We start from the raw sequence: 23,348 nt of genomic DNA on the forward strand, positions 1-23,348 counted from the left end.
AAAAATGATTTGCCAGTGAGCCGTTTTCCACACCTCGGGTGACAGAGAAGGAAAGCCACTTCGATATAACCTTCTCGGGACTCCCATCCATGCCGCAGCAACCCACCCGTCTCACCCCGCTCGCTCGCGCCGCGCGTCAACTGTTCCTCGGGGCCAGCTTGAGTTTCGTTGCACTGCCCGCCGTGCAGGCTGCAGAGGCCAAGGCCTATCACATCGCGCCGTCGTCGCTGGAAAACGCTCTCAATCAATTCGGTCGCGAAGCCGGCGTGTTGATCTCCTTCGGCTCGCAGCTGACCGGCGGCCTGCAGAGTCGCGGCCTGGAAGGCAGCTACAGCCCCGAGCAAGGGTTGAGTGCGCTGCTCGAAGGCACAGGCCTGCAAGCGCGGCCCGAGGGGGACAATGCTTTCAGCCTGCAACCGGTCGGCAGCAGCGCGTTGGACATCGGTACCACGACCGTGGTCGGTGACTGGCTCGGCGACGCAGCGCCGACCAACGTCTTCGAACACGCGGGCGCTCGGGACGTTATCCGCCGTGAAGAATTCGAACGCCAGGGCGCGACCCAGGCCCGGGACGTGCTCAATCGCATTCCCGGCGTCAACGCACCGGAAAACAACGGCACCGGCAGTCATGACATGGCGCTGAATTTTGGTATCCGTGGCCTCAATCCGCGCCTGGCTTCCCGCTCGACGGTACTGATGGATGGCATTCCAGTGCCTTTCGCGCCGTACGGCCAACCGCAGCTGTCCTTTGCTCCCGTGAGCATGGGCAACATGGACGCGGTGGACGTCGTGCGCGGCGGCGGCGCGGTGCGCTACGGCCCGCAAAACGTCGGCGGCGTGGTCAACTTCGTGACCCGGGCAATCCCCGATGCGCCGACCGTCAAAGGCGGTTTCCAGACCGAGGCGAGCCCGTCCTCCAGCCACGATGGCTTCAAGACGTCCGCCAATCTGCTGGCCGGCGGCACCGCCGATAACGGCCTGGGCGGCGCCCTGTTGTATTCCGGCACCCGCGGCGGCGACTGGCGTGAACACAGCGACACGCAAATCGACGACCTGATCCTCAAGGGCAACTATCAACTGGACGAGGCCAACAGCTTCAACGCCATGGCCCAGTATTACGAAGGCGAGGCCGACATGCCCGGCGGCCTGAACGTCGCCGACTACGACGCCGACCCGTACCAGTCCACCCGCCAGAAAGACCGGTTCTGGGGTCGTCGTACCCTGGTCAATTTCGGCTACCGCTACCAGCAGGACCGGCGAGAATTCACCGCCAACACGTTTTTCACCAAGACCTTGCGCAGCGGCTATCTGGACCAGGGCAGCTTCCTGTCGCTGTCGCCTCGTGAATACTGGGTACGCGGCCTGGAAACCCGTTTCGCCCAGGGCTTCGATCTCGGCCCGACCAGCCACGAGGTCGGCGTCGGCTATCGCTATATCAACGAAGCCGGCCATGAACTGCGTTATCGCACACCGATTGCCAGCAATGAGCTGCCGACCACCTCCAGCCGCAACGACCGCGATACCCGCGGCGGAACCGAAGCCAATGCATTTTTCATCGATGACCGGATCGATATCGGCAAATGGACGATCACGCCCGGCATTCGCTACGAAATGATCGAGTCGCAGCAAACCAACAACCTGACCAACGTGAAGTACAAGGGCGACTACAACACCGCCCTGCCAGCGCTGAATGTGCTGTACCACCTGACCGATGAATGGAATCTGTATGCCAACACCGAAGGCTCGTTCGGCAGCGTGCAGTACAGCCAGATGCCCAACCGCGTCAGCAGCGGTGAAGTGAAGCCGGAGAAGGCCCGCACCTGGGAGCTTGGCACCCGTTATGACAATGGCAACCTGCGGGCAGAAATCGGCGCCTTCCTGATCAATTTCGACAACCAGTACGAAAGCAACCAGACCAACGATTCGGTGATCGCCCGGGGCGAGACCCGCCACCAGGGCATCGAAACCAGCATCAACTATGCCCTCGACGGCCTGAGCCCGGCGCTGGCCGGTTTTGACGTGTACGCCACTTATGCCTACGTCGACGCCACCATCCGCGAAGACGGACCGAACAAGGGCAACCGCGTGCCATTCTCCTCCAGGCACAAAGGTACGCTGGGCGTGGGTTATACGGACGGGCCGTGGAAGCTGAACCTGGACAGCACCTACCAGAGCGCGCAGTTCGCCGACAACGCCAATACCCGCGCTGAAAGCGCCGATGGCAGCACCGGCAACATCCCCGGCTACATGCTGTTCAGCAGCCGCGCCGCCTATGACTTCGGCCCGCAACTGTCGGACCTGAACGTCGCGGTGGGCGTGAAGAACATCTCCAATACCCAATACTTCACCCGCTCGTTTGACGACAACAACCGGGGCAAGTATGTAGGGGAACCGCGCACGTTGTATGTGCAGACGTCCGTGGCGTTCTGATCCGGCCACGGTGGGATCGCGGAAACAAGACGGGCCTGCAATTGCAGGCCCGTCTGTTTGGTGGGTAATTTCAGTGACCGGGTTCAGCCGTTAAGCGCAGCCCGTTCGTTCTCGAGGAATTCTTCTTCCAGCATGGCATCAGCCAGTGCAATCGACTCGGTCTGGCCGTTGGTGGCGGCGCGCTTGCCGCGCAGTTTGCCAAACAAGTGTTCCAGCGCATGTTCCAGCTTCTCGGCTGCGCCGTCGAGCGCCAGCTCCAGGGTATCCGCCTTGTGCGTCACGGATATCGGCTGGTGGCCCTTTGGCCGAGCCTCAATTTGGCAACGCAAATCATGGGGACCCGGCTTGTCACCGTTCTCATCCCCCAAATGAACCTCGACCCGTGTCAGGTCTTCTTCGTAACGTTCGAGCGTGCTTTCAATGGTAGTACGTACCCACTCCTCCAGTCGGATGCTGCCTTGAATATGGTTATCGCTGTTGACTTGGATTTGCATAGTTCATCCCTTATTTCGGCTAGCTCGCCAGGGGCCAATCGACGTTAGCGCAACGGCCCCTTGAATACAGAGTCGGGCTGGCGGAAGAACAATTCAACCCCCGAAAAAAGATAAATATTCATTTGCAAATAAAGCCGGACAACGAGCAACAGCGCTGTTAATGTCGGGAGTTGTCTCGCCCTGCCTGTTCGTTCCAATCCGCCTGCGTGCCCTGCACCGTCAGCGAACATCGGCCCGCCAGTGCCCCGAAACGGGCTACCGCCATAACCGCATTCCAGAGCATTGCGCGTCCAGGCGCCGTGATCATTGTCCGACAGTTTTTCCGGCATGCCCCTTGCTACCTCCCTTGCAGGAGGCGCCGCGGGCTGCGATCAGTGGGTCAGCCGCCTGCCCGCCCCGGGAATCTGGCGATGGATACGATCATGGAATGGCCGGTGGTCCGGTGTTGCGAACTAATCCCGATCATGGCCGGTCAACAACTGCACGTTCAATCAGGCGGTGACGCATCATGGACAACCCTTTTCAGATCATTACGGACGCCTTCGCGCCGCAATACCAGATCAACCTGAGCATCCAGGGCCTGGACGGCAGCATCATGCTGACCTTGTCCAAGGCCGGGCGCGTCGTTGCCAAGCGCATGATCAGCGCGCAGCAGCGCAACGACCCGGAACGGCTCAAGCGCCTGGTGCAGAGCATTCAATTCGGCATTGCCATCGAGCAGGGCCACAGCGCCGTGGCCATCCTCGAAGCCATGACCGGCGGCGACAACATCAAGGTGCCGCCACCGCAGGCACAGGGCCAGGCGTCCAGCGCCGCCGGTCTCTAGATTTCGCCCTTCTCCACTTCGGCATGCTCGCTCGAACCCGCGCCGACCTTACGGTGCGGGTGTTCGATCTTCACCGAGGGAAACTGCGACGAGGCGTAGCGCACCACCAGGATCGCAAACGCCAGCAGCAGGATGCCGCCGCACAAGTAGATGATGCCCAGGTCCGGCGGGCTGTGATGCGAGACGTTGGAAATCAGCAGGCGCGTCAACGCGGTGATCGCCACGTAGATGAGAAATCGCACCGGCATGTGATTGGTCTTGAAATAAATCCCGACCATCGCCCCCAACTCCAGGTAGATGAACAGCAGGAGGATGTCGTCGATCTTGATATGACCCTCCTCGATCATCTGCAGGAACTCCATCACGGCGGCCCATGCCGTCACCGCACCGATGGCGAACAGCGCCAGGTAGTGGAAGGTCTCGACGAACAGGTTGCCCAGGGATTCGGCCAGTTGGTGGACATTCTGGCGCAGGTTCTCGGCCCAGTTGATTTTCACGATGTAGTTTCCTTAGGTCGACTCGACCGGATGATGCGGGTTGGACGTGACGGTTGTTCTGCATGCAGAAAAAAGGCCAGCGACCGGAATGAGATGGCACCGGGCTGGCATTCGACACGTTGGCGACATCAAGCGGCCCCGTCGCGGGCACGTTTGTTCTGGGCGACAAACCTCGAAACCGGTCTACATTAAAAAGCCACTATTCAAAGCGTCAGGATTCGCTTATCCTTTGGCCTGTATATAAATACAGTAGTCACATACAAAACCAAATGTGAAGGCATGTGAGGTGGTGAATGGCCGTCGAAGTGGTATACCGCAGCAGCCGAGATCTGGAGCGATTGTTCATGGATAAAGCCGAAGCTGACCGTCATGACAAAATGCTGGAACTCGCTGAATTGCTCGCCGAAGTGTTGCAAAAAGCGGTTCCATCGCTGAGCGAACAACAGGTTGAGGAAGCCGGCATCTACATGGCGAAGAATCGCGATGTGTTCGCCAAGGCATTCAAGAGCCAGCCAGACGCGTTGTCCGAACTGCTCAATCCGTCGGACGAATGATCAAAAAGATCGCAGCCTTCGGCAGCCCCTACACGGTGTAGGGGCTGCCGAAGGCTGCGATCTTTTTTTATCGGTACAACAGACGCTCCGCGAGCTCGTCAGCCACCCTGGCCGGTGAGCGTTTTTCGGCCTGGGCATGGGCGAAGACTTCCGTAAGCCGGGGCACCGATCTTGGCGAGATGCGCCGTGATGGTCGGCAGCTCTTCGCCGCGGTGTTTCAAGGCAACATAGATCAGGCCGCCGGAATTGATCACGTAGTCCGGTGCATAGAGGATCCCACGTCTTTCCAACTGGTCGGCGACTTGCAGGTTGCTCAACTGATTATGCGCCGAGCCGGCAACGGCCGAGCAGCGCAGTTGCGCCACGCTCTGGCTGTTGAGTACTCCGCCGAGGCCGCAGGGCGCCAGGATGTCGCAGGGAGTACTGAGCAGTGCGTCGTTGGCGATGGGATGGGCGCCCAGTTGTTCCATCGCCAGTTGCACTTTACCGGGGTCGATATCGCTGACCAGCAGTTCGGCGCCCGCCGCATGCAGTTGCTCGGCCAGCGCATAACCGACATTGCCCAAGCCCTGGATGGCCACCCGCAGGCTTTCCAGGTTGTCGCTGCCCAGGCGAGCCATGGCCGTGGCGCGGATCCCGGCGAACACCCCCATGGCCGCATGGGGCGCCGGGTCTCCTGCGGCAGTGGTGCTGGTGACATGGCGAGTCTGCTGGGCGATGCAGTCCATGTCCGCCACCGATGTGCCGCTGTCGATGGCGGGTAATGTAGCGGCCATCCAACTGCTCGATGCAGCGGCCGAAGGCTTCGAACAGCGCCGCCCGGCTTTCCACATGTGCCGGGCGCATGATGACCGCCACGCCCCCGCCCACGGGCAGGCCGGCCAGCGCCGCCTTGTAGCTCATGCCCTGGGCCAGGCGCACGGCGTCGGCAACGGCACTTTCGTCGTCGGGGTAGGAAAGATAACGACAGCCACCCAGTGCAGGCCCAGGACGGCTGCAATGAATGGCAATCACCGCCTTCAACCCGGTCGCCGGGTCTACGCTCAAGTGCAGCGATTCAAGGCGGGAGCTTTGCATGAGAGCAAACATCGACAGGCTCCCGAATCACTTTTTTGTCTGTCTCGCCAGTATAGGCGCGCGATCAAAAATTGCAGGAGCACGCCGGAATAACGCCGCATGATCCTCAGTCTTTTCGGCATAACCGGCTACCCCCTCTTTGCGAGACTGGACGAAACCTCGCGGCAGAGCTAAAACGAGGCATAGTCCGGAGACTGTGATGAAACCGCGCCAAGCCTTTTTTGACTGTCTGCACCGCTCGCCCCCGGCACTGCTCGAAGCAGCCCTGTGGATCGCCGCCGAGCATGATCGTGAAGTGGACGTGCCAGCGTTATTGAAGGATTTCAGGGAGCTGCAGCAGAAAGTCAGCCACGGCCTGCCGATGCTGCCTGTCAGCGAACTGGGCCAACCCCTGCTTCGGCGCCTCAATGATCTGGGTTTTGCCCAGGACGACGCTACGCCGCTACGGCCTGGCGCGGCGCTGCTGGACAAGGTCCTGGTCCGCAAGCGAGGGCAACCGCTGGCTTTGGGCCTGATAGCCCTGGAATTGGCCAAGGGCCTGGAAATCCCGATGACCGGCGTCAATTTCCCCGGCCATTTCCTGCTGCGCGTACCTGGCGCGGACCACCTGCTCGACCCCTGCGGCGGCCGCCGCTTGTACCCCAATGACTGCCGGGACTTGCTGCACCGCCAATACGGCGCCAACCTGCCGCTCAAGGCCGAGCACATGGTCTCTGCCGAGCCGATGCAGATGCTTCAGCGGCTGTCGCGCAACCTCAGGCAATTACATCTGGCCAACGACGACTACATCGCCGCGCTGGTCGATGCCGAACGGGTGCTGGAATTGGGTAACGCCAGCGCCGCCGACTACCTGGCCCGCGCCAGCCTCTACCAGCGACTCGATTGCCCCAATGCCGAACGTTTCGATCTAGAACATGCATTGATGCTCAGTGATGACCCGATCCAGCGGATCCGGCTGACCGAGCGGCTGGGGCATCTGCCACCGAATACAATTGTGCACTGAAGAGGGCGCAAGGCTTGTGGACCTGCGGTGACACTTCTATCGCCATCGCGAGCAAGCTCGCTCCCACAGGGGATGAGTCAAACCCAAACTCCGTGATCAACCCTATCCAATGTGGGAGCGAGCTTGCTCGCGATGGCGGCGGACCGGTGTGTCAATTCAGGCAGGTGTGTCCACCTGACTCGCCGGATGCGCTTGCTGGAACGCCGCATGCCCTGCCGCCAACGCCGCCACCCGACGGATTCGTGGATACCCCTGCAACGACACATTGAAGCGCTCGGCGGCATACAGCTGCGGGATCAGGTAAACGTCCGCCAGGCCTGGCGCCGCGCCGAAACAATAGCCGTCTTCGCCAATCAACTGCTCCACTGCGGCCAGCCCCTGGCTGATCCAGTGCCCGATCCACTCCGTCACCTGCGTTTCGTCGTGGCCCCACTGCCTGAGCTTGTTGAGCACGCTGACGTTGTGCAGTGGATGGATGTCGCAGCCGATCAGCGCGGCCACGCCACGCTCATGTGCGCGAAGCACGGGGTCACGGCTGAGCAACGGCACCTGTGGATAACGTTCCTCCAGGTACTCGATGATCGCAGGAGACTGGACCAGCAAAGCGCCCTCATCGGTACGCAGCGCGGGTACCCGCCCCTGGGGATTGATCTCCAGATAAGCCGGCTGGCGATGTTCGCCCCCGGGCGGCGCGATCAGGTTGACCGGCAGGGCCCGGTAATCCAGGCCTTTGAGCGCCAACGCGATGCGCACCCGATAAGACGACGTGGATCGGTAGTAGGTATAAAGCTCCATTCCGCCCCCTCAATGCGCCGGCAAGACTCTGCCGCGGCATTCGCCGAAACCGATGGAGGCGGCACCTTCGCGGCCGCAACGGGCGCGCAGGATGATTTCGTCACCATCTTCGAGAAATTTGCGGACTTCGCCGGACGCCAGTTCGATCGGCTTTTTACCGCCCTCGGTGATTTCCAGCAGGCTGCCGAACTGACCATTTTCAGGCCCTGACAATGTGCCCGAGCCAAACAGATCGCCGGCCTGTAATTGGCAACCGTTGACGCTGTGGTGCGCGACCATCTGCGCCACAGTCCAATACATGTACCGGGTGTTGCTCAAGGTCAGGCGATGAGGCGCCAGGCCCTGCTCGCGCATGGATTCGGTCAGCAGCAGGACTTCCAGTTCGATATCAAAGGCTCCGCCAGCCTGGTCACGCTTGTCCAGCAGATACGGCAGCGGCTGGGGGTCGCCTTCCGGGCGTGCCGGCTGCGGGCGACGGAACGGCTCAAGAGCCTCGGCCGTCACCACCCACGGCGATACGCTGGTGAGGAAACTTTTCGACAGGAAAGGCCCCAGCGGCTGGTATTCCCAAGCCTGGATATCCCGGGCCGACCAATCGTTGAGCAAGCAGAAACCGCCGATGTGCTCGGCCGCGTCGCCGATGGCAATGGGCTCGCCGAGGGCATTGCCCTTGCCGATCCAGATACCCAGCTCCAATTCATAGTCCAGCCGCGCGCACGGGCCGAAGATCGGCTCGGCCTGGCCGGGCGGCAGCGTCTGGCCTTGCGGACGGCGCACATCGGTGCCGGACGGGCGAACCGTCGAAGCACGACCGTGATAACCGATGGGAACGTATTTGTAGTTGGGGAGCAGCGGATTGTCCGGCCGAAACAGCTTGCCGACATTCTGCGCGTGCTCGATGCCTACGTAGAAATCGGTGTAGTCATTGATTTTCGCCGGCAGGTGCATCTGGCAGTCCGCCGCCAGCGGCAGCAACCGCGCGCCTTGGGCCTGGATCGCCTCCCGTTGGGGGCTGTCCTCGCACAACAGTTCGAGCAATCTTTCGCGCAGGGCAACCCGGGCCTCGCGACCCAGGTCGAAAAAGGCGTTCAACTGGCCGCCCTGCATGGCCTCGACGGCTTCGGCCGCCTTGCCGTCAAACAGGCCCGCCTGCAACGCGGCCTGCAGATCGAAGATCCGCTCACCAATCGCCACGCCGCTCCGGGGAGCTTCGCCAGCGACACTGAAGATGCCCAGCGGCAGGTTCTGCAGAGGGAAGTCGGCGTGACCGTTGGCGCAAACAACCCAGCTGAGGGTAGGGGAAACTTGGGTCATGGGTTATCTCCGGGTCGGGTCGAAAGTGACCGGCAGCGAGGCCCAGCAGGCGTCGTAGTCAGTTTGCAATTGTGCGCAGTCCAGGGCGAAACGGCTGGGACGCAGCACTTGGCTGGTCTCGAACATGAAGGCCATGGTGTTATCGATCTTCGTTGGCTTGAGCTCGGCATTGATCGCCTTGGTGCAGGTCTCGCCATCCGGGCCGTGGGCGCTCATGCAGCTGTGCAGCGACGCGCCGCCCGGCAGGAAGCCCTCGGCCTTGGCATCGTAGGCGCCCTGGATCAGGCCCATGAATTCATTCATCAGGTTGCGATGGAACCACGGCGGACGGAAGGTGTTTTCCGCAACCATCCAGCGCGGCGGGAAAATCACGAAATCGAGATTCGCCAGGCCATGGACACTGGTCGGCGACGTCAACACGGTGAAAATCGAGGGGTCGGGGTGGTCGAAGCTGACCGTGCCGATCGTGTTGAAACGTCGCAGGTCGTATTTGTACGGCACGTTGTTGCCGTGCCAGGCCACCACGTCGAACGGTGAATGATCCAGCTCGCAGGCCCACAGTTCACCGAGGAACTTCTGTACCAGCGTGGTCGGTTGCACGAGGTTTTCGTAATGGGCGACGGGGGCCAGGAAATCCCTTGGGTTGGCCAGGCCATTGCTGCCGATCGGACCGAGGTCCGGCAGGCGCAACGGCGCCCCGTGGTTCTCGGCGATGTAGCCGCGGGCTTGCGCGTCGAGCAGTTCGACACGAAATTTCAGCCCCCGAGGCAGCACGACAATTTCCAGCGGAGCCACTTCCAGTACACCCAACTCAGTGGCGATGCGCAGCCGCCCCAGTTGCGGCACGATCAGCCATTCACCATCGGCATTGAAGAACACACGCTCCATGGAGCGGTTGGCGCAGTAGTGATAGATGCTGATACCGGCGGGTTTGTCCGCACCGGCATTGGTCGCCATGCGCACCAGGCCGTCGATCAGATCGGTGGGCTCGGTGGGGATCTGCAACGGGCTCCAGCGCAGGCGATTGGGTGTCACCTCGCCCAGCGGGCCTCCGGCCAATTGCCGTTCCAACCTGGCGAAGGCCGGATGGTTGGCCGAAGGACGGATGCGGTACATCCAGGTTCGCCGCGCTTCGCTGCGGGCCATGGTGAAGGCGGTACCGGAAAACAGTTCGGCGTACAAGCCGTACGGGGCTTTCTGCGGAGAGTTCTGGCCAACGGGCAGTGCGCCGGGCAGCGCCTCGCTGGCGAATTCGTTACCGAAGCCAGACTGGTAAGCCAGGTCCGACGCCGTGGAATCGAGGTTCATGGAGCCTCCTGAATACAGGACTGGATGCGTCCCGTCGCTCCGTGGAGGAGCCTGGGCGCACCGGGTTATTTTTATCGTAATCCGATTACGCATAACGTAATTTGCTCGACGACCACCGTCAAGCTATAAAGACGCCCATTCGCCTCCGGACCAGAACCTCCATGGAAAACCCGCCCAGCAACGGTAAACAGAAAGTCCGCTCCGCTGAGGTCGGCACCGACATCCTCAAGGCCTTGGCCGAACTGTCCCCTTCCACCTCGTTGTCACGACTGGCTGAACATGTGCAGATGCCGGCCAGCAAGGTTCATCGTTACCTGCAAGCCCTGATCGCGAGTGGCTTCGCCGAACAGAACAGCGCAACCAACCACTACGGCCTGGGCCGCGAAGCCCTGCGCGTGGGCCTGGCGGCGCTCAACGGCATGGATGTGCTGCAAGTGGCCGCCCTGCCCTTGGCCGAATTGCGCGACGACTTGAACGAAACCTGTTTTCTCGCGGTGTGGGGCAATCACGGCGCGACCGTGGTGCGGATCGAACCCGCCGTGCGGGCCGTGACCGTGGTGACGCAACTGGGCTCGGTCCTGCCGTTGCTCAGCTCATCCACGGGATTGGTTTTCAGTGCCTACCTGCCGGAGCGCGAGACCATCGAGCTGCGCGAACAGGAGGTCCGCGCCACCACCGATCACGCCTTGGCCGATGACAATATTTACGCCGCCCTGCAGGAGCAGATCCGCAGTCGCGGCCTGCACCATGTGCATGGCTTGTTGATGCCCGGCATTGATGCCTTGTCCGCGCCGGTTTTCAACGCCATGGGCCAGGTGGCGGCAGTCATGACCATTGTGGGTCCGACCTCGCTGTTCCACGCCGACGAAAACGGCCCGGCGGCGCAGCGCCTGTTGACCGCGACCCGGGCCGTGAGCCGGCGCATGGGGTATGAGTCGGAGTCATCAGCCCAGTAGGATATTCGCTAACTCATCACGCCCATGTTTTTCGCTTTTGCGACCGCTTGTGTCCGCCGCTGTACGCCCAGCTTGCTATGGATCCGCCGCGCATGGGTTTTCACCGTGTGCAGCGAGATGAACAGGCGCTCGGCGATCTGCTGGTTTGAATGGCCCTGGGCAATGAGTTCCAGTACTTCCAGTTCGCGCTGGCTGAGCAGCGTTTCTTCCGCCGCGCGTCCCGGCAGCTCGATCCGCTCCTGAGATTGCATCCAGTGCACCAGTTCAGGCTGGCGCATACGCAGCTCACCCAAGGCTTGCTGCGCCCGCCAACAGGCCACTTGCTTGAGCGCCTCCGGCGCGATCGATCCAAGAGAGGTGCGATCGGCCGACAACCAGACGACCTCGGCCAGCGCCAACTGCAACTCCGTTTCCAATGCGTGCATTTCGCGCTGTCGTGCCTGGGCGATCATCGCCTGCAGGCGAGCCTGGGGCTCATGTGCCCGATGCAGGTAGACCTCGGCCAGCACCAGCAGATACTCGAGGCGCGGAATCAGTTCCAGGGTCGCTGGCGGCGCCTGCTTGGCCTGCGGCCCGTGGAAATGCCGCAAGACCCGGGTCAAGACTTCATGGGCAAGTTCCGGGCGCCCCTGCTGCAACCAGAATTGACAGCTGGTTTGCAGCAGCACGCCGCGATAGACCGTGTCGGGGATGTGTCGCTGCTGCATGATCCGCTCGGCGTCGCGCAGCTGCATGAAGGCTTCGCCATAATCACCCCGGTTGGCCGCCAGGCAAGCCTTGCCGAGAAAGCCGTAGAGCACTTGTTTGTCCTGGCTACGCAGGCCCGCCTCCAGGCCGGCCTGAAAGTGTTCGGCAGCCTGCTCGTCAGCCCCCATGCGTAACGCCAGGCGCCCACGTCGCAGGGCGATACGTCCCAGCAACGCGGAAAAATCCTGGCCTGGCCTGTCGAGCAGCACCTGGACGGCGCTCAACAAATGATCCGCCCGATGGGGCGCGCCGCGCTGCTCAAGCACCTGGGCGTGATCCAGTTCCAGCAATCCTTCGAACACCAGCGAACCATGAGCCCGGGCCAGGCACAGCGCCTGACGGTTGATCCATTGCGCGGACGCCAGCTCACCTTTGAGTAACGCCTGCTGCGTCTGGCCGATCAGGCACAGCACCTTGAGGGCCCAGGCGTGCGGTTCGAGGCCGGCTTCGGCCTGAAGGAAATGCTCACGCGCCGGTTCGCCCTCGCCGTCCAGATGCAGCAGCCAACCACGCAAGACTTGCCATCGGGCAATCAGTTCTCGCTGTCGGCAGGCCAGCGGCTGTGGCGCGAACCTGCCCAATTGCTCGATGCACCGCTCGGCCTCGGCGAAACGTCCGGCACACAGCAAGGCTGCGGTAACCAGCCCCACCGATTGCGGCGTACCGAGGGACAACGCCTCGTCCTGCTGGTCATGCAGATTCAATAACAGCTGGACGTTGTTGCCCTGCAAGACATGCTCGAAATTCAGATGCTGGAGGACACTCACGGCAGTCTCGAACTCCCCCGCTTGCATGGCCTGTTCGAATGCCATCGGCCAATCCTGTTCGGCGGCGAACCATTGGCAGGCGCGCCGGTGCCAGGAGCGCGCCTGGGGCCAGGGCTCGTCACGCACGAGGCGGGCCAGCGGAGGGAAAATCTGCATCCATTCCGAAGACTGCGCCCACGGTTCGATGAAGCATCCCAGGTCCAGCAGCAAGGGAAGGCATTCGGCCCCCACCGTATCGCCGAACAGATGCTCGCAAAGCCGGGCATTGAAGCGCGGCAAATGCGCCAGCACGCGCCAGGCCTGCGCCAGCTCCGGGGACAAGGCGCCAAACAATTCATATTCGAGGTAGTCGGGTAAAGTCCCGGCACGCCCCGACGAAGCGTTGCTTCGCGCCCACTCGCAACGTTCGAGCAAGGCAAAGCGCACCCCGGCACACCAGCCACCACTGCGCTGAACCACCTCGCGGGCGGTGCGTGCGGCCAGTGGGCCGGGCAAATGCCCGAGCAATTGCTGAACATCCTCGGCGGTAAAAACCAGGGCTTGCGCGTCGAACTCGTGCAGTTCGTCGTCCAGCAACAAGCGCGGCCAGTTGCAGTGCGGGCGGCGACGGCCATTGAGCCACAGATGCAGCGCCGGACTGCTGGTGTTCAGCAAGCGGTCGAGCAATTGGTCGAGTGCGGGATTGGGCACCCGGCAATAATCATCCAGAAACAACCATGTCGGGGTTTGCAACCGTGCCAGGTGAGCCAACAGGCTCGCCTCATCGACCACCGGCAATCCGAGGGCCTGGGCCAGGCACTCACAGAATTGCGCGACATCCATTGCCGCGCCCCCCAGCGGCAGCCAATGCAGCCGGCAGCCCGGGGGCGCTTGCAGGAAGCATTCAGCGAACAACGCGCTCTTGCCGCTGCCCGCCGGTGCGTAAAGCAGCTTTACCCGCGCCTCGGAAGCCAGCAACGACTCGCTCAGGGACCGGCGTGGCACATGCGTCGAAGACAGGCGCGGCAGCAGCCCGGGACGGTCCGGACACGGGGTCATGGCGGTCATTGTGCAAGGTCCCTTTTATTGTTGTTCCATCACCCTAGACCTGTGTCGAGCACCTTAGGAGAAATATTCAGCGCGCTGATTGCTGCTCATAAAAAAATGACCGGCAGCTCAGCTGTCGGTCATTGGTTTTGCTCAGGGTCTAGAGGGCTTTGGCGCCGCTTCGCGGCCCAGCGGGAGCAAGCTCCCTCGCCACGGGTATCTTGCCAAGACGATCTAGCGAACCCCGCTCGACCGCAACGCTGCCGGCGTGTAGTCGGCTGCCCGAGCCTCGAACCCATAGACGTAGGCGTGCTTCTCTTCGTTTTTCATGCCCAGGGCAATGTAGCGGCCAGCGATGATGTCGTAGAGCGCTTCGAGTGTGTAGCCCGGGTTCTGATGGTCGTAATAGAACTGGGCATGCCCTTCGGCCACGCGCCACAACTGGCCGCGCCCGTCATAGTGGTCCACCAGTGCCGCTTGCCAGCTGTCCTCATCGATGTACATGTGGCGCTTGGCGTAGATGTGCCGCTCGCTGGGCTTGACCGTACCCACCACTTCCCAGACCCGGTGCAACTCGTAACGCGTCAGGTCCTGGTTGATGTGCCCGGCCTTGATCACGTCATCGTATTTGAGGCTCGGTGAATCGAGTTTGTAGCTGTTGTACGGGATGTACATTTCCTTCTTGCCCACCAGCTTCCAGTCGTAGCGATCCGGGGCGCCGGAAAACAGGTCGAAGTTGTCGGAGGTACGCAAGCCGTCGGCAGCGGTGCCCGGGCCGTCATAGGCGACTTGTGGGGCACGACGCACGCGACGCTGGCCGGCGTTGTAGATCCATGCCAGACGCGGCTCCGTCACCTGGTCGAGCGTTTCATGCACCAGCAACACGTTACCGGCCAGGCGCGCCGGGGCCGTCACCTCTTGCTTGAAATAAGTCAGTACATTGCTGGCTTTTTCCGGATCGGCGTCCTTGATCAGGAACGGCACGGCGATCTCTTCTTCGAAGCGGATCGGCGTGAAGCTGCCGTTGGTCTGCGGTGTAGCCTGGGTGATGACGCGCCGCAGGTTGCCGCCGTGGTAGCGGGTGATGTGGTTCCACAGCACCTCCACGCCGGTCTTGGGAATCGGGAACGCGTAGTACCGGTTGCCGGTGAAGTTGGCCAGGCCGTTGCCGTCGTTGATGGCGTTCACGTTCAGTGCGCTACGTTTGGCCGCCTCATAGATCTCCGGCGGCAGGCCAACGCTGCGGTGGGTCGGGTAGACCGGAATCCGGTAGGTTTCCGGGTAGCGCTTGAACATCGCGACCTGGCCTTCGGAGAGCTTGTCCTTGTACTTGTCCACGGTCGCGGCGGTGATGGTGAACAGCGGTTTTTCACTGGCGAACGGGTCGGCGAGGAAGCCTTTGCTGTCCACGGCACCGGCATTCTTCGGGATACCGCCGGTCCAGGCCGGGATCGAGCCATCGGCGTTGCCGGCCTTTTCCGCGCCCAGCGGGGTGAGGCTGGTGCCCAGTTTGTTCGCTTCCTCCGGCGAGACCGCCGCCATCACGTTCGCGGCCAGCAGGCTCAGGGCCAGGGCACCGCATTGCAGGATCATCTTGCGCATTGGGTTTTCCTTGTCAGCCAGATCAGAAGTTCACGCCGAAGCTCAGCGCGAGGAAGTCGCGGTCTTCGAGAACGTTGTAATCGCCGCCGAAGAAATCGGTGTAGCTCAGGCTGGCGGTGTACGTGTTGCGGTAATCGGCATCGACACCCACGCTGACTGCTTTGGCGCCTTCGTTGAACAAACCGTTGGGCCCATAGCCGGCCACGTCATGGGACCAGGACAGGTTGGGCTTGAAGTTCACCCCGCCGATAACGTTGGAATAGTCGAGAATCGCCCGGGCGCGATAACCCCAGGAGGTCGAGGTGACAAAACCGTCGGTGTCGCCGTTGAAACCGTACTGGCCGTAGACCGAATCGCGTCCATAACGCAGCTCGTCCTTCGATTCGAGACCGCCGACATGGACGACCGCGGCCTCACCGACCACGGTCAGGCGATCGGCGCCCAGCACCTGGTCGAAGAAGTGCGTCAGGGTGCTCTGGACCTGGGTCACTTCCTTGCGGCGGTAACCGGTGTTGTCCGCGCCCGGCGAAGTGGCGATCGGTGACGCGGCGCCTCCGGCGATCGGGTTCACCAAGGCCAGGGTCAGGTCGTTGGTATTGACCTGTACCGGTGCATTGGGGCGGTAACTGATTTCGCCGGTCCACGCCGTGCCTGTCGGCAACGTGGTGGAGAAACTGGCGCCGTACAGGCGGATGTCTTCAGGGTATTCGAGGTAATACCCTCCGCGCCCCAACATCACGCTTTGCGCCAGGCCCGCGCCGCTGCCAGGGGCGATGGCGTTTGCAGTCGCGACCATCCCCGGCAGCGCAGCCAGCGTAGAGAGCCCCGCCGTCGTGGTGCCAACGGTCGGCGTGCGGCTGTGATAATTCATGAAGTACAGGCCGTACTCGGTGTCATCGCCGAGCCAGCGCAACGCCGTGCCCCACTGACCGGAGTCCCGCGCATCGCGGTCACCGCCACGGGGAATGACCACGCCTTCGCTGGTCACCTGGATGCCCTGGCCGAACGCGTTGGTCAACGGCACGAAAGGTGCAATCGCCGGGCTGCCTACGGTATAGCCATCGGTGCAACCATCGGCGACCACATCGTTACCGAAGAAGGTGCCGCAGTTGTCCACAACCGTCTGGTCCCACTCCAGTTGGTAGAAACCTTCGACGGTAAGCTTGTCGGTCAAGCCCTGGGAGGCGAACAGCATGTTGACCGGGATCAGGCCTTCCTTGATCTCCGCCCCCGGGCGACGGAACGCGGACACGTCCACCGGGTTGATGCTGTTGATGGAGTTGCCGATGAAGGTACTTTCGCCCCAACTGACCACCTGCTTGCCGGCGCGCACCGTGCCCGGCAGATCGGCGATGGAATAATTGTGATAGACGAAGGCATCGAGGATCTGCGCCCCCGACGACTTGGCGCCCTCCTTGCGGTTGCTGTCGCTGATGTCCTTGAACTCGCGGTTTTCGTCCTTGAGCTCGAAGTCGTACCAATACTTGCCACGGACAAACACGCCGGTGTCGCCGTACTTGAGTTCGAGGTCGTGGAGGCCCTTGAAGATTTTCGAGAAAGTCTCGCCTTTCCTGAAATTCAATCGGCCGTCGTCACCGGTGGAAGACTGGCCCGTACCGCCATTGACGGTGCCGACCAGATCCCTGTCGGCATCGCGCATGCCCCAGCTCGCGCCAACCGACAGCGAGGAGTCGAACTGCCCCTCGATTTCGCCAATGTTGAATGAAACGGCCTGCGCCTGGGCACAGCAACCCAAGGCCACCGCGACGGCCAGCGCCTGCGGCTTGAAGATGGCGCGCATTGTTATTGTTGTCATGCGTCTTCCCCGGTGAGTGACAGAGCCTCCACCCTACTGCCCCACGTCATGGGCGATAAGCGCACCAAGGGGGTATTCGCGATGTACCTCCAAAGGATGACAGCCCTTGCGGGCCGTGCCTTTGCGTGGTGCATGAATGGACTGGATGAGAGGTTATCAACGGCGTGCATTTTCATCGCTGCGCCTGCACTGTTACATGCACTGCAACAGTGCATGTCCGGATCCGAGCTGTTTCTCAAAACGTCCCATCCCTATGCTGGCCGGGCTTGCGGGACAACGGGCCTGCAAGCGCAAGCCGCCAGGCGTCCCTCGCGCCTGGCGCACCGTCATTCGGATGGATTGCGCATCAATCCATCGTCCCCGTGTCCACTGACGTTGATTTGTAGCTCCTTTACAACGTCACGTTTAGGCCGCTGCGTTTTGCAGCGGCCTTTTTTATTTCCGAATTATTTCCGTGGTGGAACTTCTTGTTTCCTACAGCATTGTCAGAAAGGCCCACCTGTCTGGCTAAAGCGTTTGAATTTATAGTTTTCGTCGTCGCCACGGATGGCACTGCCCCAAACAACCATGCACGGATTCAATGCACATACCGCGACACTCGAAGATTTTAAAGTCCACGATCACGAGTCATTGCTTTATACCTCCGATGCCTTAGCCAAAGCTGGACTACAGGATGAAAGAGATTATCAGAAGCTTCTGAAGGAGATGTCGCAATGAGCACTGTTGAGCAGATCGTTAAGAACGAGTCTTTGGAAGAGATCGTCACAGTCTTTGCGCTACTGAAGGCTTCTCCGCACTTAGACATGATGATCAGGCGCCATAACCGTGAGCTGATACAACACGGGGAGCTTGAAATAACCTATAAAAACCTTTTCGAGGCGGGAATACTGACAAGGGGGGAAAAAGGTCTATGCCTAAAGGGACCAAACTGGAAAGCACCGAAATTCGTACTGGAAAAAAGATACGCCGAAAGCACTTGATCTAACCTGGTCTCAGGCCGTTGCCTCTCTATCTGGCGACGGCCTTTAATAGCCGACTGGATCTTTGGCACAAAATCAGAATCCCGTAAGAAAAAGTGATACGTAATACTCTGTCGGTTTTTTTTGCGTTACCGTCACGCTGCTACTTCGGTCATTAAGGATCACCATGCGCATTTCACAGTCCACCCAATAGATTCGCCCCTTTCATTAATGAACCCATTCCTACAACAAAGCCCGAAACCCACTACACACGCTCAAATAATTCATCTGTTACGCTGAATTAAATCGCAGCGCCTCGCTTCGATTATCGACCAGTGAGTTATTTGATAATGCAGATAAACAACACAAGCCATCGATCAAGGAAAGGCTACAACAGTCGCGTTCGCTTTCTTGTCTTCCATTACACCGCCGGCAACTTCGCCTCTTCGATAAACGCTTTGACCGGCCCGTCCGTGAGTGCTCATTACCTCATCCCGGATTTTGCCGATCCTACCTATTTGAAGGCGGGCTTCAAGGAGCCGCAGATCTTCAATCTGGTGGACGAGCGCCAGCGGGCCTGGCATGCCGGGGTGAGCAGTTGGGGTAATCGCAGCAACCTGAACGACACTTCGCTCGGCGTCGAAATCGTCAATCTGGCGACGGACAACCAAGGGCAATTTACCTTTCCGCCTTATGCGCCCCAGCAAATCGAGGCGATCGAATACCTGGCAACGGATATCCTCAAACGCTATCCGGAAATCAGTCCGGTAAACGTGGTGGGGCACTCGGATATCGCCGCCGGGCGCAAGAGTGATCCTGGCCCGATGTTTCCCTGGCATGCGTTGTATCTCAAGGGTATCGGCGCCTGGTTTGATGACCATGCCCAGAAGGCTTTCCTACAGGCCTATCAAACCAGCGGCGTGCCGACCCGCGAGCAATTGCTCGGTCTGTTCAGGAGGTATGGTTTCGATACGTCGGCCGCGACGACCAATGTTGGGTTCCAACGCCTGGTCCGCGCCTTCCAGTTGCATTTTCGCCCGACGAAACATGACGGTGTGATGGACATGGAGACCGCTGCGAATCTCGCGGCCCTGGTGCAGAAGTACTTCCCCTGAGCACGTTGCCGCGCCTGGCGCTCGCGTGCCCAGGGACGCGATTCAAATGGCGTGACGCTGCAGGTTCGCCATCATTTCTTTCAAAGCTTCCAGGTTGTCGTTCGGGTGGACTGCGTTTTCGAAGTCGCAAATCTGCTGCCAGTGAGCGGCGACGTCCTCGGGTGAAAATCCCTGGCGCGGATCGAAGCCGGCACCGAGGCTGCGCTCCCAGCGCACCTTGCCCATCCAGCCACCGCCTACTTCGAACAATCCGGAAGTTTCCTGGCAGGCTTCGCTGGCCAGGTACACGACCAGCGGGCTGACGAGTTCAGGCTTGAGCTGCTCGAATACCTGCGGCGGGATCAGGCCTTCAGTCATACGGGTGCCGCCGGTGGGGGCGATGGCGTTGACGAGAATGTTGTTCTTGCGACCTTCGATAGCCAGGGTGCGAGTGAGGCCGTACAGGCCAAGCTTGGCCATGCCGTAGTTGGACTGCCCGAAGTTGCCATAGATGCCAGACGTGGAGGCGGTGAAGATCACTCGTCCGTAGTTCTGCTCGCGCAGGTGCGGCCAGGCGGCGCGGGTGACTTTATAGGCACCTTCGACATGGACACGGTAAACCAGGTCCCAATCGGCATCGTCCATCTTATGGAAGGTCTTGTCGCGCAGGATACCGGCATTATTGACGACCACGTCCACCCTGCCGAACGCGTCGAGGGCGTTTTGCACAAGCTTGTCGCCCTCGGTGACAGAGTCATGATTGGCTTCGGCAACACCACCGGCGGCACGGATTTCTGCCACCACCCGATCCGCTGCCGAGGCGTTGGCGCCCTCTCCCTGCGCCGACCCGCCGAGATCGTTCACCAGCACGCGCGCGCCGTGCCGGGCAAACAGCAGCGCATGAGCGCGGCCAAGGCCGCCGCCGGCTCCCGTGACGATCACGACTTTATCTTCGAAGCGCACAGATTCACTCATGGGCAGAACTCCAGCAGGCCGATAGGACATTGGCACGAGTGTCCGGCACAAGTCGGCAGGCCACAATCAACTGGGCTCAGAGTGAATGGTGGGCGATAAGGTGAGGGGATGATGCCAGGCAATCGGTCATGAACAGGCCATTTGCCTGATCGGCGCCGCGATGATTTCGCGAAATGCCAGGTAATGCTTGAGTACCTGAACAGGTGCCTCGGTGTGTGGATAGTGGCCAATGTCAGGCAACAGCACCGTGTCGGCGTTCGGAATCAAGGCCTCGTAACGCGCCACCATATGCGCACCGGAAATCGGATCGATTGCCCCGTCGATGACCCGCAACGGCACTTCGCCGCGCTGCATCGCCTGCACCCAACGGTCGCGTTGCATCCGTCGTTCGGGAATATAGGCGATGAGTTTGTGCATGATCCGCGGCCCGTGATGGGTTTCGACCAGGCTCCAGTAATCATCCATCTCGCTTTCGGTCGGGCAAGTCCTGGGGCCGAAAATCCGTTGAAAACTCTTCACCAGTCCGTCCCTGGAGAAGGCCCGGCCTATCAGCCAGCCCAAGGGGCTGAGCAACAATTTCTGCATCAGCACCGGACGATGGGTCTCGGGGAACAGCCCACCATTGAGAAAGACACAACTGGCGACGTCGGCGCGCGCCTCGCTGTGCCGGGAAATCAACTCCTGGGCCACGCTGTCGCCATAATCGTGGGCCAGCACATGAACTCCCTGCGTCACATTCAAATGCGTCAGCAACGCTTGCTGCAGATCGGCCTGATCCAACAGGCTATAGGCGTGATCCACGGGTTTATCGGAGTCACCGAAACCGAGCATGTCGCAGGCGATCACCCGGTAACGCTGCGCCAGCGGCTGCCACAGGTAGTGCCAGTCCCAACTGGCGGTAGGGAACCCGTGGATGAGCAACAGAGGCTCGCCGTGGCCCGCCACCCAATAGCGGATGGCGTGCCCCCGAAACATGAAGGTCTGCCCGCGCTGGCGCCAGATACGCAGCGGAATCTGGACCATGGGCATCAGCTTTTATAACCCGGATCTTGCTGATCGAGTTTGCGCAGCAAGGCCGGCCAGGCCAGCGCGCCACCCATGCCTTGGGCGCTTCGGGTCACCCCGGCAACCATCGCCCGGGCACCGGCCAGCACCTGGGGCTCGATCACGATCAACTCGGCGCCGCCGGTCTGCGCCAGGACCTGGATGTCACAGGATCGCTGGAAAATGAACATCATCAGGAAGGTATCGGCGATGGTGCCGCCACAGGTCAGCAGACCGTGGTTGTGAAGCATCAGGAAATTACTGTCGCCCAGGTCCGCTTGCAGGCGGGCCTTCTCTTCAGGATTGAGGGCGACCCCTTCGTAAGGGTGATACGCCAGGCTCGACAGCACGAACAGCGATTGCTGGCTGATCGGCAGCACGCCCTGTTCTTGCGCCGATACCGCGACACCGGCGGCCGTGTGGGTGTGCAGCACACACATCACATCGTGCCGCACCTCGTGCACCGCACTGTGAATGGTGTAACCCGCCGGGTTTATCTCATAGGGGCTGGGCATCAGCTTGTTGCCGGCCTGGTCGACCTTGACCAGGCTCGACGCGGTGATTTCATGGAACATCAACCCGAACGGATTGATAAGGAAATCTTCGGTGCCGGGGACCTTGGCGGAGATATGGGTAAAGATCAGATCGTCCCAGCCGTGCAGCGCGACCAGCCTGTAACAGGCGGCAAGATCGACGCGGGTTTGCCATTCGGCGGCGCTGACCTGATCCTTGATGCCGGGTGTCGATTGAATGGGCGTCACGCTCACGGTTATGACCTCTGGCTTCTTGTTATGGTGGAGGCGTATCCAACCTCCATGAACAGAAAACCAGTCTAGTCAGCTCCGCCAGGGCCGGTAGTTGCATTGGCAGCCAGCTTACTGACCGAGCGGGTCATCAGGCGAACATCTGCGATCAGTGCCGGCCACCCTTCCATCAATGGCGCAATGCAGCGATCAATTCGCCCAGCCAGGGCTCGGCATCGCTTTCCGGCGTCACACTCTCACTGGCATCCAGGCGTAACATGGGCAGCACCTCGTGCACGCCCAGCTCGGCGAACAATTCGTGCATCTGCTCGCCACCACCGCAGAACGTATCGCCATAGCTGGCATCCCCGAGGCCGATCACCGCACCGGGCAGGCCGCGAAACGACGCGGGCAATTGGTCGCGAATCGTCGAATACAATGGCATCAGGTTGTCCGGCAGCTCGCCCATGCCGGTAGTGGACGTTATGGCCAGCAACGCCTGCGGGCCAAACGCCTGGATATCCGCCAGGGTTGCCCGCGGATTGTGGAATGTCTGGAAACCGGCGTCATCAAGCAATTTGGCGGCATGCCGGGCGACTTCTTCGGCGGTGCCGTATACGGAGCCGGAAAGGATGGCGACTTTCATCAATCTGATCCTGAAGCGGAATAAAGAGCCGCAATGGTAGCAGGCTGAACAGTGATGCCGGGATTGATTCTCAACAACCGATAATGGCAAGTGGACATCTCCCAGGGTTCTTCTAGAATGCAGCGCACGCAGGGATGACCATTGCTGGAGGCCTTCATGATTAATGCTCACTTGATGCAGTTGGTGATCAGCGCTTCGAACGACGGGATCGTCATCGCCGAAAAGGAAGGCGACGAAGACAATATCCTGATTTATGTAAACCCGGCGTTTGAACGGCTGACCGGCTACAGCCGCGACGAGATCCTCTACCAGGACTGCCGTTTCCTGCAGTCCGGCGATCGCGATCAACCGGCCCTGGAGCATATCCGCATGGCCTTGAAGCAAGGCGGATCATGCCGACAGGTCCTTCGCAACTATCGCAAGGACGGCACGCCGTTCTGGAATGAGCTGTCGTTGTCGACCGTGAAAAACCAGGCTGACGGGCACACTTATTTCGTCGGCGTGCAGAAGGACGTGACAATTCAGGTGAAGGCTCAACAGCGAATCGCCCAACTCGAAAAGGAGTTGGCTGAAGCACGGGAGACTATTGCGCGCCTGGATGCGACGAACGGCGCAAACAAAACGGCGAATTAACGGTCAGTCTCTAGAATCACCCGTGAACTCGCACATATTTTTC

At 60.9% G+C, this 23,348-nt stretch carries 21 protein-coding genes and 1 pseudogene; 8 read left to right on the plus strand and 14 right to left on the minus strand.

What is annotated here, in order from left to right; genetic code table 11:
* Nucleotides 1-89: 89 nt before the first annotated feature.
* On the plus strand, nucleotides 90-2,429 hold the full coding sequence (fecA, locus tag PSH78_RS21850) for a TonB-dependent Fe(3+) dicitrate receptor FecA (protein WP_305496717.1): 2,340 nt from the start codon (nucleotides 90-92) through the stop codon (nucleotides 2,427-2,429).
* Between the two features lie 83 nt (nucleotides 2,430-2,512).
* On the opposite strand, the gene PSH78_RS21855 is transcribed toward fecA, so the two are convergent.
* On the minus strand, nucleotides 2,513-2,923 hold the full coding sequence (locus PSH78_RS21855) for an HPF/RaiA family ribosome-associated protein (protein ID WP_305496719.1): 411 nt from the start codon (nucleotides 2,921-2,923) through the stop codon (nucleotides 2,513-2,515).
* A 44-nt stretch (nucleotides 2,924-2,967) separates the two neighbouring features.
* Nucleotides 2,968-3,252, minus strand: coding sequence for a hypothetical protein (locus tag PSH78_RS21860; protein ID WP_305496720.1), 285 nt, complete (start codon nucleotides 3,250-3,252; stop codon nucleotides 2,968-2,970).
* 179 nt (nucleotides 3,253-3,431) lie between these two features.
* Between PSH78_RS21860 and PSH78_RS21865 the strand changes: the two genes are divergently transcribed.
* A complete protein-coding gene (locus PSH78_RS21865; protein WP_305496721.1) occupies nucleotides 3,432-3,749 on the plus strand; it encodes a DUF3509 domain-containing protein in 318 nt (105 codons plus the stop codon).
* Here PSH78_RS21865 and PSH78_RS21870 read toward each other — a convergent pair.
* The gene (locus PSH78_RS21870) at nucleotides 3,746-4,246 is read right to left on the minus strand and encodes a phosphate-starvation-inducible protein PsiE (RefSeq protein ID WP_186611035.1); all 501 of its coding nucleotides are present in this window, start codon (nucleotides 4,244-4,246) and stop codon (nucleotides 3,746-3,748) included. The genes PSH78_RS21865 and PSH78_RS21870 overlap by 4 nt on opposite strands.
* 293 nt (nucleotides 4,247-4,539) lie before the next feature.
* Between PSH78_RS21870 and PSH78_RS21875 the strand changes: the two genes are divergently transcribed.
* A complete protein-coding gene (locus PSH78_RS21875; RefSeq protein ID WP_003205410.1) occupies nucleotides 4,540-4,800 on the plus strand; it encodes a YebG family protein in 261 nt (86 codons plus the stop codon).
* A gap of 67 nt (nucleotides 4,801-4,867) precedes the next feature.
* Here PSH78_RS21875 and PSH78_RS21880 read toward each other — a convergent pair.
* Nucleotides 4,868-5,889: pseudogene (locus PSH78_RS21880) on the minus strand (Glu/Leu/Phe/Val dehydrogenase dimerization domain-containing protein).
* 187 nt (nucleotides 5,890-6,076) lie between these two features.
* Here PSH78_RS21880 and PSH78_RS21885 point away from each other — a divergent pair.
* Nucleotides 6,077-6,880, plus strand: coding sequence for a SirB1 family protein (locus tag PSH78_RS21885; protein ID WP_305496724.1), 804 nt, complete (start codon nucleotides 6,077-6,079; stop codon nucleotides 6,878-6,880).
* Between the two features lie 156 nt (nucleotides 6,881-7,036).
* Here PSH78_RS21885 and maiA read toward each other — a convergent pair whose 3' ends face one another.
* From maiA to hmgA, 3 genes are read right to left on the minus strand one after another with little or no spacing between them, the layout of a single operon-like run.
* Entirely contained in the window at nucleotides 7,037-7,675 is a 639-nt protein-coding gene (maiA, locus tag PSH78_RS21890; protein WP_305496726.1) for a maleylacetoacetate isomerase, read from the minus strand.
* A 9-nt stretch (nucleotides 7,676-7,684) separates the two neighbouring features.
* Nucleotides 7,685-8,989, minus strand: coding sequence for a fumarylacetoacetase (fahA, locus tag PSH78_RS21895; protein ID WP_305496727.1), 1,305 nt, complete (start codon nucleotides 8,987-8,989; stop codon nucleotides 7,685-7,687).
* A 3-nt stretch (nucleotides 8,990-8,992) separates the two neighbouring features.
* Nucleotides 8,993-10,297, minus strand: a complete 1,305-nt coding sequence (gene hmgA / locus PSH78_RS21900) for a homogentisate 1,2-dioxygenase (RefSeq protein ID WP_305496729.1) — start codon at nucleotides 10,295-10,297, stop codon at nucleotides 8,993-8,995.
* Nucleotides 10,298-10,458: 161 nt separating this feature from the next.
* Here hmgA and PSH78_RS21905 point away from each other — a divergent pair, with 161 nt between their 5' ends.
* The gene (locus tag PSH78_RS21905; protein WP_305496731.1) at nucleotides 10,459-11,253 is read left to right on the plus strand and encodes an IclR family transcriptional regulator; all 795 of its coding nucleotides are present in this window, start codon (nucleotides 10,459-10,461) and stop codon (nucleotides 11,251-11,253) included.
* 8 nt (nucleotides 11,254-11,261) lie between these two features.
* Here PSH78_RS21905 and PSH78_RS21910 read toward each other — a convergent pair whose 3' ends face one another.
* The 3 genes from PSH78_RS21910 to PSH78_RS21920 form a co-directional block, all read right to left on the minus strand.
* Nucleotides 11,262-13,814: a LuxR C-terminal-related transcriptional regulator gene (locus tag PSH78_RS21910; protein ID WP_305496733.1), complete on the minus strand. Its 2,553-nt coding sequence runs from the start codon at nucleotides 13,812-13,814 to the stop codon at nucleotides 11,262-11,264.
* 213 nt (nucleotides 13,815-14,027) lie between these two features.
* Nucleotides 14,028-15,395 carry a DUF1329 domain-containing protein gene (locus tag PSH78_RS21915; RefSeq protein ID WP_305496735.1) on the minus strand — a complete coding sequence of 456 codons (1,368 nt, stop codon included), beginning with the start codon at nucleotides 15,393-15,395 and terminating at the stop codon, nucleotides 14,028-14,030.
* Nucleotides 15,396-15,417: 22 nt separating this feature from the next.
* Nucleotides 15,418-17,211 (minus strand): DUF1302 domain-containing protein, encoded by a 1,794-nt coding sequence (locus tag PSH78_RS21920; RefSeq protein WP_305496736.1) that lies wholly within the window; start codon nucleotides 17,209-17,211, stop codon nucleotides 15,418-15,420.
* A gap of 713 nt (nucleotides 17,212-17,924) precedes the next feature.
* On the opposite strand from PSH78_RS21920, the gene PSH78_RS21925 reads away from it, so the two are divergent.
* Entirely contained in the window at nucleotides 17,925-18,191 is a 267-nt protein-coding gene (locus PSH78_RS21925) for a hypothetical protein (RefSeq protein WP_305496738.1), read from the plus strand.
* 329 nt (nucleotides 18,192-18,520) lie between these two features.
* On the plus strand, nucleotides 18,521-19,285 hold the full coding sequence (locus PSH78_RS21930; RefSeq protein WP_305496740.1) for an N-acetylmuramoyl-L-alanine amidase: 765 nt from the start codon (nucleotides 18,521-18,523) through the stop codon (nucleotides 19,283-19,285).
* Nucleotides 19,286-19,327: 42 nt separating this feature from the next.
* On the opposite strand, the gene PSH78_RS21935 is transcribed toward PSH78_RS21930, so the two are convergent.
* The 4 genes from PSH78_RS21935 to PSH78_RS21950 all read right to left on the minus strand — a co-directional run bounded on the left by PSH78_RS21935 (nucleotide 19,328) and on the right by PSH78_RS21950 (nucleotide 22,672).
* Complete coding sequence (locus PSH78_RS21935) at nucleotides 19,328-20,239, minus strand: SDR family oxidoreductase (protein WP_305496742.1); 912 nt, start codon at nucleotides 20,237-20,239, stop codon at nucleotides 19,328-19,330.
* A gap of 126 nt (nucleotides 20,240-20,365) precedes the next feature.
* Nucleotides 20,366-21,268 carry an alpha/beta fold hydrolase gene (locus PSH78_RS21940; protein WP_305496743.1) on the minus strand — a complete coding sequence of 301 codons (903 nt, stop codon included), beginning with the start codon at nucleotides 21,266-21,268 and terminating at the stop codon, nucleotides 20,366-20,368.
* Nucleotides 21,268-22,050, minus strand: a complete 783-nt coding sequence (locus PSH78_RS21945; protein ID WP_370871006.1) for a class II aldolase/adducin family protein — start codon at nucleotides 22,048-22,050, stop codon at nucleotides 21,268-21,270. The genes PSH78_RS21940 and PSH78_RS21945 overlap by 1 nt, the downstream gene beginning before the upstream one ends.
* A gap of 166 nt (nucleotides 22,051-22,216) precedes the next feature.
* On the minus strand, nucleotides 22,217-22,672 hold the full coding sequence (locus tag PSH78_RS21950) for a flavodoxin (protein WP_305496745.1): 456 nt from the start codon (nucleotides 22,670-22,672) through the stop codon (nucleotides 22,217-22,219).
* A gap of 156 nt (nucleotides 22,673-22,828) precedes the next feature.
* Here PSH78_RS21950 and PSH78_RS21955 point away from each other — a divergent pair, with 156 nt between their 5' ends.
* Nucleotides 22,829-23,305 carry a PAS domain-containing protein gene (locus tag PSH78_RS21955; RefSeq protein ID WP_305501358.1) on the plus strand — a complete coding sequence of 159 codons (477 nt, stop codon included), beginning with the start codon at nucleotides 22,829-22,831 and terminating at the stop codon, nucleotides 23,303-23,305.
* Nucleotides 23,306-23,348 lie beyond the last annotated feature (43 nt).

It is taken from the genome of Pseudomonas sp. FP198, assembly GCF_030687895.1.
Classification (GTDB): Bacteria; Pseudomonadota; Gammaproteobacteria; order Pseudomonadales; family Pseudomonadaceae; genus Aquipseudomonas.

Bases quoted from the DNA above. Each gene is read 5' to 3' on its own strand.
- fecA (WP_305496717.1), top strand. From the start codon at position 90: ATGCCGCAGCAACCCACCCGTCTCACCCCGCTCGCTCGCGCCGCGCGT.
- PSH78_RS21855 (WP_305496719.1), bottom strand. From the start codon at position 2,923: ATGCAAATCCAAGTCAACAGCGATAACCATATTCAAGGCAGCATCCGA.
- PSH78_RS21860 (WP_305496720.1), bottom strand. From the start codon at position 3,252: ATGCCGGAAAAACTGTCGGACAATGATCACGGCGCCTGGACGCGCAAT.
- PSH78_RS21865 (WP_305496721.1), top strand. From the start codon at position 3,432: ATGGACAACCCTTTTCAGATCATTACGGACGCCTTCGCGCCGCAATAC.
- PSH78_RS21875 (WP_003205410.1), top strand. From the start codon at position 4,540: ATGGCCGTCGAAGTGGTATACCGCAGCAGCCGAGATCTGGAGCGATTG.
- PSH78_RS21885 (WP_305496724.1), top strand. From the start codon at position 6,077: ATGAAACCGCGCCAAGCCTTTTTTGACTGTCTGCACCGCTCGCCCCCG.
- maiA (WP_305496726.1), bottom strand. From the start codon at position 7,675: ATGGAGCTTTATACCTACTACCGATCCACGTCGTCTTATCGGGTGCGC.
- fahA (WP_305496727.1), bottom strand. From the start codon at position 8,989: ATGACCCAAGTTTCCCCTACCCTCAGCTGGGTTGTTTGCGCCAACGGT.
- hmgA (WP_305496729.1), bottom strand. From the start codon at position 10,297: ATGAACCTCGATTCCACGGCGTCGGACCTGGCTTACCAGTCTGGCTTC.
- PSH78_RS21905 (WP_305496731.1), top strand. From the start codon at position 10,459: ATGGAAAACCCGCCCAGCAACGGTAAACAGAAAGTCCGCTCCGCTGAG.
- PSH78_RS21910 (WP_305496733.1), bottom strand. From the start codon at position 13,814: ATGACCGCCATGACCCCGTGTCCGGACCGTCCCGGGCTGCTGCCGCGC.
- PSH78_RS21915 (WP_305496735.1), bottom strand. From the start codon at position 15,395: ATGCGCAAGATGATCCTGCAATGCGGTGCCCTGGCCCTGAGCCTGCTG.
- PSH78_RS21920 (WP_305496736.1), bottom strand. From the start codon at position 17,211: ATGACAACAATAACAATGCGCGCCATCTTCAAGCCGCAGGCGCTGGCC.
- PSH78_RS21925 (WP_305496738.1), top strand. From the start codon at position 17,925: ATGAGCACTGTTGAGCAGATCGTTAAGAACGAGTCTTTGGAAGAGATC.
- PSH78_RS21930 (WP_305496740.1), top strand. From the start codon at position 18,521: ATGCAGATAAACAACACAAGCCATCGATCAAGGAAAGGCTACAACAGT.
- PSH78_RS21935 (WP_305496742.1), bottom strand. From the start codon at position 20,239: ATGAGTGAATCTGTGCGCTTCGAAGATAAAGTCGTGATCGTCACGGGA.
- PSH78_RS21940 (WP_305496743.1), bottom strand. From the start codon at position 21,268: ATGCCCATGGTCCAGATTCCGCTGCGTATCTGGCGCCAGCGCGGGCAG.
- PSH78_RS21950 (WP_305496745.1), bottom strand. From the start codon at position 22,672: ATGAAAGTCGCCATCCTTTCCGGCTCCGTATACGGCACCGCCGAAGAA.
- PSH78_RS21955 (WP_305501358.1), top strand. From the start codon at position 22,829: ATGATTAATGCTCACTTGATGCAGTTGGTGATCAGCGCTTCGAACGAC.